The sequence below is a fragment of the Amycolatopsis sp. NPDC104587 genome, assembly GCF_055583645.1.
The window spans coordinates 1-14,685 of record NZ_JBVJNO010000008.1; the positions used below are offsets into that span (position 1 = coordinate 1).

Genomic DNA, 14,685 nt, shown 5'->3' on the forward strand with positions numbered 1-14,685 from the left:
CCCCCCCCCCCCCCCCCCCCCCCCCCCCCCCCCCCCCCCCCCCCCCCCCCCCCCCCCCCCCCCCCCCCCCCCCCCCCCCCCCCCCCCCCCCCACGACCGGGACCTAGAGGTGCAGCCAGAGGCCGAGGTGCAGGCCCAGGATGTGGATGTGCCCGTGGTGATGGTGGTGGCCGACGCACAGCACGCAGTGGCGAGCCTGGCTCGCCGCGTCGGAGGACGGCGCGGCCGACGCGGTGCCCACCGCGGGGCCGGCCAGCAGCAGTCCGAGTGCCACCGGGAACGCGGCCAGCGCGGCCCGTCGCCTGGAGGTAGTCATCCCATGATCCCTTCTCCGCACTTCGACGCCGGAATGGCGTCGTGAAAAGTATTCGGTGCGGAGTGGGGAAAACGGCAGGCTGATCACCCGTGATCCGCCCGACCGGATCATGGGAATCATTTTCGGTACTGTTTCCGTGGTACCCGGATGGCCGCAGGAACCCGTCGATCCGGTGAATTCCGGGAAAGGCGGGGGACACGACGTCCCCCGCCCCGTGTCACGCCGGCAGCGCGGCTTCGATGGCCTTGACGACCGCGTCGTCCTCCGGCTCGGTACGAGGCCGGAACCGGGCCAGAACCGCACCGTCGGCGCCGATCAGGAACTTCTCGAAGTTCCACTGGACGTCGCCGGACTCGCCGTCGGCGTCCGAGGTCTTGGTCAGCTCGGCGTAGAGCGGGTGCCGGTCCTCGCCGTTGACGTCGATCTTCTCGAACAGCGGAAACGTGACGCCGTAGGTCGTCGAGCAGAACGTCTGGATCTCCTCCGCACTGCCCGGCTCCTGGCCGGCGAACTGGTTGCACGGAAAACCGACCACGGAGAAGCCCTGGCCGCCGAAGCGTTCCTGGAGCCGTTCCAAGCCGGAGTACTGCGGGGTCAGGCCGCACTTCGACGCGACGTTGACCACGAGCAGCGCCTTGCCGGTCAGCGCGCCCAGCGAGCTGACCTGGCCGTCAAGGGTCTTGAGCGGAATTTCGTGGATCCCCATCCGGTGAGTCCCTTTCAATCGTGCTTCAGCGCCCGGGCGTCGAGGTGCCCGAACGGTCCGTCGTCGGAGCGGTAGGCGGCCGCCAGCTCCTCGGCCCGTGCGCGGTCGCCGCGTCGCAGCAAATCGGCCAAGGCGTCGAAACGCTCGGTGTGCACCGTCGCGCGGCGCTGCGCGTAGTCGGCGGCGGAGTCCTTGGTGACCATGAACGCCCAGTCGCTCTCGAGCGCCAGCATCGCCTCGGCGACGGCCTGGTCGGCGACGGTGTCGCGAGCCGTGGTCGCCAAACCGGCAACGAGGTCGAGCAGCCGCCGCTGCAGGGCGGTGTTCGCGGCCACCATGTCCTTGACCTGCTCGCCGTCCCAGACGCGCCAGTCCTTGCCCGACCCCCACGACGACGCCGGGAGGTCGATCGGCTCGTCGACGTGCCCGGCTTCGGCCGCGCCCTTCAGCGTCGTCACCCGGACCCCGGCCTCGGGCAGCGCGCGCAGCACGCCCTCCAGCCAGGCCGGTCCTTCGTGCCACCAGTGCCCGAACAGCTCCGTGTCGTAAGCGGCGACCACGAGCGCCTCGCGCCCGTGTTGTTTTTTGAGCGAACGGAGCCGCGTCACGACGGTGTCGACGAAGTCCTTGACGTGCAGCCCCAGGATGTCCGCGGCCAGCGACGGGTCGTACGGCGCCTTGTCCGCGGGCTCGACCGTCTTGCCGGTGACGCGCGACGCCTTGAGCCCGACCTCGTGCGCCCACGTGTGGAAGTCGCGGTACGCGGCGTGGCCGGGGTACCCGGCCTTCGGCGACCAGACCCGGTACGTGACCTCGAGGTCCCGGCCGAACGCGAGGACGTCGGTGTCGCCGACCGGGCGCGCGGCGAAGGTCTCGCCGCGCAGCGAGGGGCCGTCGACCAGGAAGCGCCGGACGCCCGCGGCCGCGTAGTCGTTTTCCATACCAGGCGCGTAGCCGCACTCCGGCGCCCAGATTCCCTCGGGCCGCGACCCGAGCCGCAGCGCCGTGTCGGCGAGACCGGCGTTCAGCGCGAACTCGCGCACCCGCGGGTCGAGCAGGGGCTGGAACGGGTGGGCCAGCGGCCCGCCGAGGAGTTCGATCGTCGAATTTTCGACCAACGACCGCAGGACGGGGGAGAAGCCGTGGCGCCAGCGCGTGCCGAGCTCGTCGGCCGCACGGACCGCGGTCCGGTACTCGGCCGCCGCGAGCTCGCGCAACAGCGGGTCGCCTCGCCACAGCGTCGACGCATGTTGGGCGCGCAGCTGCCAGTCGCCGAGCCAGTCATGGCAGGCGCGGATGCTGTACGGGTCGTCGAGCTGCGCGGCGAGCACCGGCGTCACACCCAGGGTCAGCACCTCGCGGCGGCCTTCGGCGGCGAAGCGCTCCAGCAGGTCGACCATCGGCAGGTAGGAGTGCGCCCAGGCCTGGTACAGCCATTCCTCGCCGACCGGCCAGCTCCCGTGGTGCGGCAGCCACGGCAGGTGGCTGTGCACGACCAGGCAAAAGGTGCCTTCGCTCATCGGCGCACCGCCACGGCGACCAGGTCGAGGCTCGCGTCGAGGTCTTCGCCGTGAATGGTGAAGCCCGTCGCCTCGATCGCGGCGACGTCGGCGAGCAGCGCCGCCGGCCAGACGGCGTGACCCGGCAGCGAGCCCATGACGACGTCGAGCTGGGCGTCGATGATCGAACCGCCGTACCGCTCGTCGAGCGCGCGCACGGCCTCGCCGTGATGCAGGCCGTGCAGGGTCTCGACCTCGAAACCCGCGTCGGTGAGGAGCCCGGCCAGCTCCGTCGGCGCTAGCTCGCGAGTGTGGAACGGGTTCAGCGGTGTGTCGCTGTCCGGGGTGAAAGTCAGCCGGTTCGGGGTCGTGACCAGCAGTTTTCCGCCCGGTTTGAGCACGCGCCGGCACTCGGCGAGGAACCCGGCCTGGTCCCACAGGTGCTCGATGACCTGAAAATTGGCCACGACGTCGACCACGGCATTCCGCACCGGCAGGAACGCCAGGTTCGCCGCCGCGACGCCGACCTCGGGATAGCGGCAGGCGACGTGCTCGGTGGTCGGTACGTCGTAGTCCAGCGCGAGCACCCGGCGGGCCGTCGCGGCGATGAGCCCGGCGCCGTAACCCTCACCACAGCCGGCTTCGAGCACCGTCGCGTTCTCGCAAAAAGGGACGAGAGCGGCGTACGCGGCTTCGTGGCGCCTGAACCAGTAATTTTCCTCGGGGATGCCGGGGACGGTCCGTTCGCCGGTCAGGTGCAGCGCCTCGGCCCGGGTGGCTGGGGTGGTCACCTCCGCGACCCTAGCGGTTGTCACGTCCGGCCCGGCCGTGTCGTTCCGTGGTCATGCAAAAGACAATCACCCGTGTTCTGCTCGTCCTCTTCGGCCTCGTCGAGGTCCCGATCGGGTTGTGGCCATTGATCACACCAACCGGCTTCTACCAGGACTTTCCCGGCGTCCGGACGGGCTGGGTCTCGATGGACGGCCCGTTCAACGAGCACCTGCTGCGCGACTTCGGCGGACTCAACCTGGCGCTCGCGGCGACGCTGATCGGCGCCGCCGTGATCGGCACCACAGCCGCGGCCCGGCTGGCTTCGGTCGCGGCACTGCTCTACTGCGTGCCGCACTTCTTCTACCACCTCGGGCACGTGTGGCATTTCGAGACGATCGACCAGGTGCTCATCATCGCGCTGACGGGGCTGACCGTGCTGGTGCCGCTCGTCCTCCTGGTGGTCCCCGGACGCCGGGTCAGTACACCGGCGACACCGTGATGCCGAGCGCGCCGGGGCCCAGGTGCGCGCCGATGACCGTGCTCGCTTCGACGACCATGCTCTCGGCCATCGCGGGCACCCGGCGTTCGATCTGCCGGCCGATCTCGAGCTCGTGGTCGCTCGCGCCGAACCGGGTCACGGCGATGTCGGCGCGGAAACCGCCGGACTTCTTGACCGCGAGGTCGACCATCTTGGCCAGGGCCCGCCGTGTGCCGGGGACGCGGGCCAGCGGCGCGACCTCGCCGTCCGTGACCGTGAGCAGCGGCTTGATCGAGAGCGCGGTGCCGACCATGGCCTGTGCGGCGCCGATCCGCCCGCCCCGGCGGAGGTACTCCAGCGTGTCGACGTAGATGAACTCGGTGCTGGTGAAGCACCGGCGTTCGGCGGCTTCGATGACGCGGTCGGCGTCCGCGCCGGCCGCGGCCGCCCGGGCCGCCGAGACGGCGGCGAAGCCGAGGCTCATGCCGGTGGTGCGGCTGTCGAGGACGTGCACGGGGATGCGGACCTGCTGGGCGGCCTCCCGGGCCGCGCGGACGGTGTCGGACATGCGGCCGGAGATGTGGACGCTGACCATCGCGGTCGCGCCCGAGGCGGCCGCTTCCTGGTAGGTCCAGAAGAACGCCCCCGGGTCCGGGGGCGAGGTGGTGATCATCTGCCCGGCTCTCATCGCGTCGATGACCTCGCCGCGTTCGAAGCGGTTTTCGTCGTCGAAATGACCACCCACGTTCAGCTGGATCTGGACGACCCCGATGGCCCAGCGGGAGGCGACGAGGTCGGGGAGGCAGGAGCTGGAGTCGGTGATGACGGCGATGCGCGCGGGCATGGTGCCGGAGGTTAACCCCTAACGACCTACTGCGAGTAGGCCGTAGTTGGTCCGATCGGACGAACGGCGGTTCGGGTGGGGTAACCGGTCGACTACCGGGACGATGGTCCCACTAGATTGCGCATCCAGGTGAATGGCGTCACCTCGGCGGGTCCTGGCGGCCGAATGCCCCTAATCTACCGGCCAGTAGAGCACTGACCCGTGGTGCTTCCGCGGGCCACAACCGGGAGGTCGAAGAAGACCCATGACCAACATCGTCGTCCTGGTCAAGCAGGTACCGGACACCTACTCGGAGCGGAAGCTCAACGGGTCCGACCACACCCTTGACCGCGAATCCGCCGACGCCGTCCTCGATGAGATCAACGAGAAGGCCGTCGAAGAAGCGCTGAAGATCAAGGAAGCCGGCGAGGGCGAGGTCACCGTGATCTCGGTGGGCCCCGACCGCGCGACCGACGCCATCCGCAAGGCGCTGTCCATGGGCGCCGACAAGGCCATCCACGTCTCCGACGAGGCGCTGCACGGCTCCGACGCCATCGCCACCGCGAAGGTCATCGCCGCCGCGATCGGCAAAGTCGAAGGCTACGACCTGATCATCGCCGGCAACGAGTCCTCCGACGGCCGCGGTGGCGCCGTCCCGGCGATCCTCGCCGAGCTGCTGGGCCTGCCGCAGGTCACCTACGCCCGCGAGGTCACGGTCGACGGCTCGACCGTCAAGGCGACCCGCGAGACCGAGGACGGCCTCACCCACCTCGAGGCGAACCTGCCCGCGGTGGTCAGCGTCGGCGAAAAGATCAACGAGCCGCGCTACCCGTCCTTCAAGGGCATCATGGCCGCGAAGAAGAAGCCGGTCGAGACGTTCACCATCGCCGACCTGGGTGTCGACGCGGGTGAGGTCGGCCTGGCCAACGCGTGGTCCACGGTGACCGAGTCCTCGCCGAAGCCGCCGCGCACCGCCGGCGAGAAGGTCGAGGACGAGGGTGACGGCGGCACGAAGGTCGCCGAGTACCTGGTCGGCCAGAAGCTCATCTGACAACGGCTCTTCGAGGAGGATCCAAGAACATGGCTGAAGTACTCGTCCTCGTCGACCACGTCGACGGTGAGGTCAAGAAGGTCACGCTCGAGCTGCTGACCGCCGCCCGCGCGCTCGGTGAGCCGTCGGCCGTCGTCGTCGGCCCGACCGGGACCGCCGCCAAGGCGAAGCAGGCGCTGGCGTCGCACGGCGCCGCGAAGGTGTATGTCGCGGAAGGCGACGACGCCGCGAACTACCTGGTCACACCCAAGGTGGACGTGCTCGCCGCGCTCGCGCAGCAGGCGTCCCCGGCCGCCGTGCTCGTCACCGCCAGCGGTGAGGGCAAGGAGGTCGCCGCGCGGCTGGCCGTGCGCCTGGGCTCCGGCCTGATCTACGACGCCGTGGGCGTCAACGGCGACGGCGTCATCGACCAGTCCATCTTCGGTGGCGCGTTCTCGGTCAAGTCGAAGGCCGCGAAGGGCACTCCGGTCGTCTCCATCCGCCCGGGTGCGGTCGAGGCCGAGCCCGCCGAGGGCGCGGCGGCCGAGGAGACCGTCGAGGTCCCCGCGATCGACGCGGCGAAGTCCACCAAGGTCACCGGCGTCGAGCCGGTGACCGGCGGTGACCGGCCGGAGCTGACCGAGGCCTCGATCGTGGTCTCCGGTGGCCGTGGTGTCGGCTCGGCGGAGAAGTTCGACGTCGTCGAGAAGCTGGCCGACTCGCTCGGCGCGGCCGTCGGCGCGTCGCGTGCCGCCGTCGACTCCGGTTACTACCCGGCGCAGTTCCAGGTGGGCCAGACCGGCAAGACCGTGTCGCCGCAGCTGTACATCGCGCTCGGCATCTCCGGGGCGATCCAGCACCGCGCCGGCATGCAGACGTCGAAGACGATCATTGCCGTCAACAAGGACGCGGAGGCGCCGATCTTTGAGATCGCCGACTTCGGCATCGTCGGCGACCTGTTCAACGTGGCGCCGCAGCTGACCGAAGCGGTCGAGAAGCGCAAGGGCTGATTGTACGTCCGAAGGGCCTTCCGGGTACGCCCGGAAGGCCCTTCGCGCGTCTCTGTGACCTGAGAGAAGCCTGAGAACCCGCAATTAACTGAACGTGCACTAATCGGTCATCGGATGGCACTCTCCGCGGTTTCCTCCGCGCAGGTAAACCTTGACCATGACGACGTCACAGCTTCTCGTCAGCACTGATCAGGCGGGTGCCGAGCTCCCCGCGGACGCCCCCCGGTACTCCCTCCTCGTCGCTCACGCGAACGAAGAAGTGGTCGCGGCGCAGAAGCTGCGTCACCGGGTTTTCGCCGAGGAAATGGGCGCGCGCCTGCACTCCCCGCAGCCCGGGCTCGATGTCGACGAGTTCGACCAGTTCTGCGACCACCTCGTGGTCCGCGACGACAACACGGGCGAGATCGTCGGCTGCTACCGGATGCTCCCGCCGGAGCGCGCCGCCCAGGCGGGAAAGCTGTACGCCGACAGCGAGTTCGACCTGAGCGCGCTCGACAGCCTGCGGCCGCACCTGGTCGAGACCGGCCGGTCGTGCGTGCACCCGGACCACCGCAGCGGCGCCGTCGTCAGCCTGGTCTGGGCCGGCATCGCCCGCTACATGCTGCTTTCCGGCCACCGCTACCTCGCCGGTTGCGCGTCGGTCCCGCTGGTGGACGGCGGTTCGTTCGCCGCCGGCGTCTGGGACGTCCTGCGCACCAAGCACTACTCGGACGAGGCCACGCGCGTCTCGCCGCTGATCCCGTGGGACGCGTCGGGGATCGAACGCCCCGCTCGCTCGATCCTGCCGCCGCTGATCAAGGGCTATGTCCGCCTGGGCGCCAAGGCCTACGGCCCGCCCGCGCTCGACGCCGACTTCGGGGTCGCGGACTTCTTCGTCGTGCTCGACCTGCACAACGTCGACGAGCGGTACCTGAAGTTCTTCCTCGGGGTCCAGGTATGAGCCACGCCTGGATGCCGACGTCGCCCTGCGGCGACGGCTGCCTGACCGGCGGTGACCCGGTCGTCGGCTTCCCGCGACGGGTGCTGCGCTTCACCGCGGCGATCCTGGTCGTGCTCGCGGCGCTGGCGACGGCGCCGCTGCTGCTGGTCTCGTGGGGCCGCGAGTACCGGGTCCGGCTGATCTTCCAGGGCGTGCTGCGGGCGTTCGGCGTCCGCCTGGACATCCGGGGCGGCGCCGACCTCCGCACCGCGCCGGCCGGGCGTGGCGCGCTGGTGGTCAACAACCACATCTCGTGGCTGGACATCGTCGCGATCAACGCGCTGAGGCCGATGCGCGCGCTGGCCAAGAAGGAGATCGCGAGCTGGCCGGTGCTGGGCGTCCTGGTCCGCCGCGGCGGCAGCATCTTCCTCGACCGCGAGCGGTTGAAGACGCTGCCCGCGACGATGACCGAGCTGGCCGAGGCGCTGCGGTCGGGCTCGCTGGTGAGCGTCACCCCGGAGGGGACGACGTGGTGCGGCCTGGCCTCTGGTCGATTTACGACCGCGACGTTCCAGGCGGCCATCGACGGCGGTGTCCCGGTCCGTCCGATCGCGCTGCGCTACCGCCTGGCCGACGGCCGCGAGACGAGCCGTCCGGCGTTCATCGGCCCCGAGTCGCTGATCGCGTCGCTGCGGCGGGTCGCGTCCCTGCGCGGCCTGGTGCTGGAGGTCCACATCTGCCCGGAGATCGCCCCGGGGCGGGCGGAGACCCGCCGCGAACTGGCGGCTCTCGCGGAGTCGGCCGTCCACTCCGCACTGGGCACGGTCCAGATCCCGGCCCAGCAGCGCCGCCGGGCCCCGCGGCCCGCACCCCTGGCTTCGCCTCCCGCGAAGTGATCCGGGCCCGGTCGCCGCGATCCGGCGACGGGCCCGGGTTGCGGTTCTTCTGACGACGACGGGCCTGTCATCGAGGGATGACAGGCCCGTTCGCGCGTGTTGCCGAAATCCGGCGAACGCTCAGCTCACGGCGAGCGTGAGCTTCCCGCCGGGGTGCCCGCCCTGGCTCTCGGTCTGCGCGGCCGCCGCTTCCGCCAGCGGGTAGCTCTTGCCCTGCGCGATGCCGACTCCGCGGTCGGTCACCCAGGTCGCGATCCCGGTGAGCACTTCGCGCGACTGCTCGCCGCCACTGGAGAAGGTGACACCCAGCTCGAACGCGGCGGCGTCGGCGATGGTGATGATCCGGTCTTTGGTGCCCCGCAGCTCGACGGACCCGGGCAGCACCCCGTGCCCGGCGGCGTCGAAAACGGCGTCCACCGGTCCGGCCACGGCTTCGCGGACCCGCTCGACCCAGCCGTCGCCGTACAGCACCGGCACGACCCCGAGCGACTTCAGGTCGTCGAGGCTTCGGCTTCCGCCGGTGCCGATGACGGTCGCTCCCTGGGCGACGGCCACCTGCGCGGCGAACCGGCCCACCGTGCCGCTGGCGCCGTGGATCAGCAGTGTGTCGCCTTCGCGGACCTCGAGCAGTCCGAGGGCGCGAAGCGCGGTCTCGCCGGCGACCGGCAGCGCGGCCGCGTCCGCCCACGACAGGCTCGCGGGCTTCGGCGCGAGCGTCTTCGCCAGCGCGTACTCGGCGTAGGCACCGGTCTCGGACCAGCCGAAGACCTCGTCACCGACGGCGAACTCCGCGCCCTCGCCCGCGGCGTCGACGACCCCGGCCACCTCGAGACCGGGGGTGTGCGGGAAGGAGACGCCGAAGTTCTGCTGCATGGCGCCGCTGCGGATCTTCCAGTCGATCGGGTTGATGCCGGCGGCCCGGATGGCCAGCCGAACCTGGCCCGGACCGGGCTCCGGCACCGGCACCTCGGACAGCTGCAGGACGTCCGGCCCGCCGTAGGCGGAGAAGGTGATCGCTCGCATGGTGTTTCGGCGCTCCTCGTTCGGTGATCTTCGGTGTTCGAATGTCCTCCTCAGCGAGTCAACCCGCCGGGCGGGCCCGCCGAACCACCCGGACGAGCAGTGTTCACTAGCCGGACGAGCAGGCCGTCCCGAGCTGGGTCCGCCTACCTTGGACGGCATGGATGCTCCCTGGTCGGATCCGCGACACGTCTTGGACGTCGTCGAGCGGCTGCTGTCGGCTCCGCGGCCTCAGCTGCTCCACCGGTTCTCCGCCGAGCTGGGCAAGCTGATCCCGCATCACGCGGCCGCCATGCAGACGGGCGACTGTCCCCGCAGCCCGATCAAGGTCGTCGGCGACGAGACGATCGCCCGCGCGGTGACGAGCGTGGAGCTGCAGCGGCTGGTCGAGCGCAGTGAGCCGGGCCGGGCGCTGGTGGTGGACGGCGTCCTCGGAGGCGTCGAACGGCGTCTCGTCCTGCTCTCTTCGATGCCGCCTGTCGGCAAGGGCGCCGTGCTCGCCGTCGTGCCGGAGAGCTCGGAGCTGCCGCCCGCGGAGCTGGAGCTGGCCGGGCAGCTGTGGCACATCCTCAGCACCGACGCGGGCCAGCGCGCGACCGACCCGGGTCCGGACATCCTGGCCAGCAACCTCGCCGCGGCCACCGCACGAGCCCAGGCGATCACCGACCTGGGCCAGACCCACGCGGCGACCCTGACCACGCTCCTGGCGGTCCTCCGCTCGGGACGGCTCTCCGACACCGTCGCCCGTCGCACCGCGGTCGACCTCGCCACCGACGCGCTGCTGGAGCTGAAGGGTGTCGTCGATCGCGACCAAGCGCTGTCCGCGGAGCAGGCGGGCGCGGCCTTCGCGGTGCTCAAGACCCAGCTCGCCGACCTCGTGCGCCACACCGACGTCGACGTCGACCTGGTGGACCCGGTCGGCGACGCGTCCCTCCCGCAGGACATCGCCCACACGGCGCGGACCCTGACCCGCGGCCTGGTGCTCGCGGCTTTGGACCGTTCCGCGACCACGCGCCTCCGGGCGTCCTGGCGGCCGGACGGATCGGTGCTCCGGATCACCGTCCGCGACGACAGTCCCGAGGTCGCCGACGCGGTCCCGGCCCGAGGCCTGACCGAGCGCCTCACGACCCTCGGCGGCCATTGGGAGGTCGACGCCGTGCCCGGCTGGGGCACGACGGTCACCGCGGTCCTCCCGCTCGGCGTCGCCGAACCGCCGGAGCTGCGTCCTCTCGACCGGCTCAACCCGCGCGAGCTCGAGGTGCTGTCCGGAATCTCGCAGGGCCTGCGCAACCGGCAGATCGCCGAACAACTGCAGCTCAGCGAGCACACGGTCAAGTTCCACGTGCGCAACATCCTCGACAAGCTCGACGTCAGCTCTCGCGGCGAGGCTGCCGCGCTCGCCCGTGACCTGCGGCTGGAACCGGTGACGCACCGCTCCGCTTGAACCGGCTTGACCTCCAGCGGGCTGGAGGTTGCACGCTGCGATCATGACCTCGACGATCGACTCGGCCCCTGGTCGCCGAAGTGTGCTGTGGAGCGCGGAACACCGGCTGACGACGATCGCGCTGTTGCTCGTGGTCACCTTGGTCGCATTCGAGAACATGGGCGTCGCGACGGCGATGCCGACGCTGGTCGCCGAGCTCCATGGCCTGTCGCTGTACTCGTGGCCGTTCACGATCTTCCTGATCTCGAGCGTCGTGGCCACGGTGCTTTCGGGCCGGATCGGCGACCGCCGCGGTCCGTCCCCGGCGTTGCTCGCGGGTCCGGTGCTGTTCGCGGCCGGCCTGGTCGTCGCGGGAACGGCGACCGGGATGGCGACGTTCCTCCTCGGCCGCGCACTGCAGGGCTTCGGCTCGGGTCTGCTCCTGGTCTCGGTATCGCTCCTGATCGCGTTGACGTTCACCGACCACGAGCGCCCGGTGATTTACGCGGCGAACGCCGCTGCCTGGGTCCTGCCGGCGGTCATCGGCCCCTCGGTGGCCGGCGTCCTGACAGTGAGCGTCGGCTGGCGCTGGGTCTTCCTCGGCCTGGTCCCGCTCGTGGTCGCCGGCGTGGTCATGCTGGTGGTGGTCGTCCGCCGCCTGCCGTCGCACACGCCCGCCGCCGACGGTCCCCGCGCGAGCGTGCCCCAGGCGATCATCGCCGCACTCGGGGTCGCGGCCCTGACGTGGGCGGCCCAGCACCAGTCGCTGCTCGCGCTCGGCTACGGCCTGGTCGGCCTCGTGGCCTTGGGCTACGCGCTCCGGAAGCTCCTGCCGGTCGGGACGCTGTCTTCGCGCCCCGGCCTGCCGACGGTCGTCGCCTCGCGCGCACTGATCGCCGGCGCGTATGCCGGGATGGAGGCGTACCTGCCCCTGACGATGAGCGCGGTCCACGGCTACAGCCCGGCCCTCGCCGGCCTGCCGCTGACGATCACGGCATTGGGCTGGTCCGCGGCATCGGCGGCCCAGGGCCGGTTCCTCAACTGGTCGCGTGAGGCGTCCTTGCGAACGGGGTTCTGGCTGGTCGCGGCCGGGCTGGTCCTGTTCGGGCTGGTATCGCAGCCCTGGTTTCCCGGCTGGACCGCGTTCGTGGCCTGCGCGGTCGGCGGCGCCGGCATGGGCATCGCGATGCCGGCGATCTCGGTTCTTCTGCTCCGCTACTCACCCGACGGTGAGCGAGGCTTCAACACCTCGGCGATGCAGCTCGCCGACTGGGTGGGCTCGGCGCTGCTCATCGGTCTGGGCGGCGTCCTGCTGGGTGTAGTGGGCTCGGTCTTCGCCCCGTCCCCGGCGATGGCCCTGCTCACGGTGGCCTTGGTGGCACTCGCGCTGCTGGGCGTCCGGCTGACGGGGCGGTGGCCGTCAAAGGTGTGACAGCCCACTTCTCGGGCCAGGGTGGGCTTCGTCACGCGCTGGAGCGGACTACCCTGAAGGGGCGATGACCTATCTCGACCACGCGGCGACCACTCCGATGTTGCCCGACGCCATAGCGGCGATGACTGAGGCGCTGTCCACCGTGGGCAACGCCTCGGCGCTGCATTCTTCAGGCCGCCGAGCCCGCCGCCTGGTCGAAGAGGCCCGCGAAACGATCGCTGAGGCGCTTGGCGCCCGCCCCTCCGAGGTGATCTTCACCGGCGGCGGCACCGAAAGCGACAACCTCGCGGTCAAGGGCATCTACTGGGCTCGCCACGACAAGCAGGAGCAGCGCCGTCGCATCCTGTGCGGTGCTGCGGAGCACCACGCGGTGCTCGACACCGTCGAATGGCTCGAATCCCACTCCGGCGCCGAGGTCACGCTGCTGGAGGTGGACAGCCAGGGCCGAGTCTCACCTGAGGTCCTGCGCGCCGCGATCGCCGCGGACCCCGAAACCGTGGCGCTGGCAACCGTGATGTGGGCCAACAACGAGGTCGGAACGATCAATCCGATCGCCGAACTCGCCGCGGCCTGCGCCGAATTCGGCATTCCGCTCCACACCGACGCAGTCCAGGCCGTTGGCGCGGTTCCAGTCGACTTCGCGGCAAGCGGTGCGGCGGCCCTCACGCTGACCGGACACAAGCTCGGCGGTCCGTTCGGGGTGGGAGCCCTCCTCCTCGGACGCGACGTGACTTGCGTGCCCGTGCTGCACGGCGGGGGCCAGGAGCGGAGCGTCCGCTCAGGAACTCTCGACGTCCCGGCCATCGTCAGTTTTGCCGCTGCGGTCCAAGCCAGTGTCACGACCCAAGCCGAATACGCGAAGCGTCTCGAGGAGCTCCGAGACGGGCTCGTCGAGACCATTCAGCGTGAAGTCCCCGACGCCGTTCTCAACGGCGGATCCGGCGAGCGGCTACCCAGCCACGCCCACTTCACGTTCCCCGGGTGCGCCGGCGACAGCTTGCTGATGTTGCTCGACGCCAAGGGCATCGAATGTTCGACGGGATCGGCATGTACGGCTGGAGTCGCCCAGCCAAGCCACGTGTTACTTGCCATGGGCGCCGACCCGGCAGCGGCTCGTGGTTCTCTCCGTTTTTCTCTCGGCCACACGTCTACCGCCGCGGACATTGATGCAGTGGCGGCCGAGATCGGCGGAGTCGTCACGCGCGCCCGTCAGGCCGGCCTGGCCGGGATGCGCAAGCAGACCCAGAAGCAAGAGGTGTAAGGCAATGCGGGTTTTGGCCGCGATGAGCGGAGGAGTGGATTCGGCGGTCGCCGCGGCACGCGCGGTCGACGCCGGACACGACGTTGTCGGCGTGCACCTGGCGCTGTCGGCCAAACCAGGCACCTTGCGGACCGGATCGCGCGGGTGCTGCACCATCGAGGACTCGCACGACGCCCGGCGAGCCGCCGATATTCTCGGAATCCCTTTCTACATCTGGGATTTCGCCGAGCGGTTCACCGAAGAGGTCGTCGAGACCTTCATCGGCGAATACGCCGCCGGTCGCACGCCGAATCCGTGTGTCACCTGCAACGAGAAGATCAAGTTCGAGGCTCTCCTCGAAAAGGCGATGGCGCTCGGGTTCGACGCGGTCGCGACGGGCCACTACGCGCGCCTTTCGGTCGTGGACGGCGTGCCCGAGCTACGCCGAAGCGTGGACAGTGGCAAGGACCAGTCCTACGTGCTGGCTTCGCTGACCGCGGAGCAGCTCAGCCACGCCATGTTCCCCTTGGGTGACTCGTGGAAGACGGAGGTGCGGGCCGAGGCGGAGCGACGCGGCTTGTCCGTCGCCAACAAGCCGGACAGCCACGACATCTGCTTCATCCCCGACGGTGACACCAAGAAGTTCTTGGAGAACCGCCTTGGACAGCATCCGGGCGAGCTCGTGGACGCCGAAACAGGCGCGGTGCTCGGTCGACACACCGGGGTACACGGCTTCACGGTCGGGCAGCGCAAGGGCCTCGGGATTGAAGCTCCGGCACCGGACGGCCGTCCTCGTTACGTTCTCTCGCTCGAACCGGTCTCCGGCTCCGTCAAGGTCGGCTCCGCAGCTGGGCTTGGCGTCACCGCGATCGAAGCCGATCGCGCGATCTGGCCGAGTGGCCGACCGCTGACCGAGCCGACCGAGTGTGTAGTCCAGGTCAGGGCGCACGGAGGCATCGTCGATGCGGTTGCCGACGTCGACTCCGAAACGATGTCGCTGCACCTGCGTGAGCCGCTGCGCGGAGTCGCGCCTGGCCAGGTCGTCGTTCTCTACCGACCGGACTCCGAAAACGGGGACGTCGTACTCGGCAGCGCGAAGATCTCGAGCACAAGCTGACGCTT

Annotated in this window: 15 protein-coding genes; 9 read left to right on the top strand and 6 right to left on the bottom strand. The window is 70.4% G+C overall.

The annotated features are described in order from the left end of the window. Positions 1-103: 103 nt before the first annotated feature. From ACZ61C_RS24900 to ACZ61C_RS24915, 4 genes are all read right to left on the bottom strand, one after another. Positions 104-316 carry a hypothetical protein gene (locus ACZ61C_RS24900; RefSeq protein WP_465310225.1) on the bottom strand — a complete coding sequence of 71 codons (213 nt, stop codon included), beginning with the start codon at positions 314-316 and terminating at the stop codon, positions 104-106. Positions 317-533: 217 nt separating this feature from the next. Then, positions 534-1,022: a glutathione peroxidase gene (locus ACZ61C_RS24905; protein WP_465310226.1), complete on the bottom strand. Its 489-nt coding sequence runs from the start codon at positions 1,020-1,022 to the stop codon at positions 534-536. A gap of 14 nt (positions 1,023-1,036) precedes the next feature. Then, on the bottom strand, positions 1,037-2,542 hold the full coding sequence (locus ACZ61C_RS24910) for a 1,4-alpha-glucan branching protein domain-containing protein (RefSeq protein ID WP_465310227.1): 1,506 nt from the start codon (positions 2,540-2,542) through the stop codon (positions 1,037-1,039). Further along, positions 2,539-3,312, bottom strand: coding sequence for a class I SAM-dependent methyltransferase (locus ACZ61C_RS24915; protein ID WP_465310228.1), 774 nt, complete (start codon positions 3,310-3,312; stop codon positions 2,539-2,541). The genes ACZ61C_RS24910 and ACZ61C_RS24915 overlap by 4 nt, the downstream gene beginning before the upstream one ends. A gap of 53 nt (positions 3,313-3,365) precedes the next feature. Between ACZ61C_RS24915 and ACZ61C_RS24920 the strand changes: the two genes are divergently transcribed. Next, positions 3,366-3,791, top strand: a complete 426-nt coding sequence (locus tag ACZ61C_RS24920; protein ID WP_465310229.1) for a hypothetical protein — start codon at positions 3,366-3,368, stop codon at positions 3,789-3,791. Here ACZ61C_RS24920 and ACZ61C_RS24925 read toward each other — a convergent pair. After that, on the bottom strand, positions 3,769-4,614 hold the full coding sequence (locus ACZ61C_RS24925; RefSeq protein WP_465310230.1) for a DegV family protein: 846 nt from the start codon (positions 4,612-4,614) through the stop codon (positions 3,769-3,771). The genes ACZ61C_RS24920 and ACZ61C_RS24925 overlap by 23 nt on opposite strands. 244 nt (positions 4,615-4,858) lie before the next feature. On the opposite strand from ACZ61C_RS24925, the gene ACZ61C_RS24930 reads away from it, so the two are divergent. The 4 genes from ACZ61C_RS24930 to ACZ61C_RS24945 all read left to right on the top strand — a co-directional run bounded on the left by ACZ61C_RS24930 (position 4,859) and on the right by ACZ61C_RS24945 (position 8,448). Next, positions 4,859-5,644, top strand: coding sequence for an electron transfer flavoprotein subunit beta/FixA family protein (locus tag ACZ61C_RS24930; RefSeq protein WP_465310231.1), 786 nt, complete (start codon positions 4,859-4,861; stop codon positions 5,642-5,644). A gap of 29 nt (positions 5,645-5,673) precedes the next feature. Then, positions 5,674-6,633: an electron transfer flavoprotein subunit alpha/FixB family protein gene (locus tag ACZ61C_RS24935; protein WP_465310232.1), complete on the top strand. Its 960-nt coding sequence runs from the start codon at positions 5,674-5,676 to the stop codon at positions 6,631-6,633. A gap of 157 nt (positions 6,634-6,790) precedes the next feature. Further along, positions 6,791-7,573 carry a GNAT family N-acetyltransferase gene (locus tag ACZ61C_RS24940; RefSeq protein ID WP_465310233.1) on the top strand — a complete coding sequence of 261 codons (783 nt, stop codon included), beginning with the start codon at positions 6,791-6,793 and terminating at the stop codon, positions 7,571-7,573. After that, positions 7,570-8,448: a lysophospholipid acyltransferase family protein gene (locus ACZ61C_RS24945; protein ID WP_465310234.1), complete on the top strand. Its 879-nt coding sequence runs from the start codon at positions 7,570-7,572 to the stop codon at positions 8,446-8,448. Before ACZ61C_RS24940 ends, ACZ61C_RS24945 begins: the two co-directional genes overlap by 4 nt. A gap of 120 nt (positions 8,449-8,568) precedes the next feature. On the opposite strand, the gene ACZ61C_RS24950 is transcribed toward ACZ61C_RS24945, so the two are convergent. After that, positions 8,569-9,471 (bottom strand): NADP-dependent oxidoreductase, encoded by a 903-nt coding sequence (locus tag ACZ61C_RS24950; protein ID WP_465310235.1) that lies wholly within the window; start codon positions 9,469-9,471, stop codon positions 8,569-8,571. A gap of 157 nt (positions 9,472-9,628) precedes the next feature. Here ACZ61C_RS24950 and ACZ61C_RS24955 point away from each other — a divergent pair, with 157 nt between their 5' ends. The 4 genes from ACZ61C_RS24955 (at position 9,629) to mnmA (ending at position 14,680) form a co-directional block, all read left to right on the top strand. Then, positions 9,629-10,912, top strand: a complete 1,284-nt coding sequence (locus ACZ61C_RS24955) for a helix-turn-helix transcriptional regulator (protein ID WP_465310236.1) — start codon at positions 9,629-9,631, stop codon at positions 10,910-10,912. 43 nt (positions 10,913-10,955) lie between these two features. Beyond that, positions 10,956-12,323, top strand: a complete 1,368-nt coding sequence (locus ACZ61C_RS24960; RefSeq protein ID WP_465310237.1) for an MFS transporter — start codon at positions 10,956-10,958, stop codon at positions 12,321-12,323. Positions 12,324-12,387: 64 nt separating this feature from the next. After that, on the top strand, positions 12,388-13,584 hold the full coding sequence (locus tag ACZ61C_RS24965) for a cysteine desulfurase family protein (protein ID WP_465310238.1): 1,197 nt from the start codon (positions 12,388-12,390) through the stop codon (positions 13,582-13,584). A 4-nt stretch (positions 13,585-13,588) separates the two neighbouring features. Then, positions 13,589-14,680, top strand: a complete 1,092-nt coding sequence (gene mnmA, locus ACZ61C_RS24970) for a tRNA 2-thiouridine(34) synthase MnmA (protein ID WP_465310239.1) — start codon at positions 13,589-13,591, stop codon at positions 14,678-14,680. Positions 14,681-14,685: the final 5 nt, after the last annotated feature.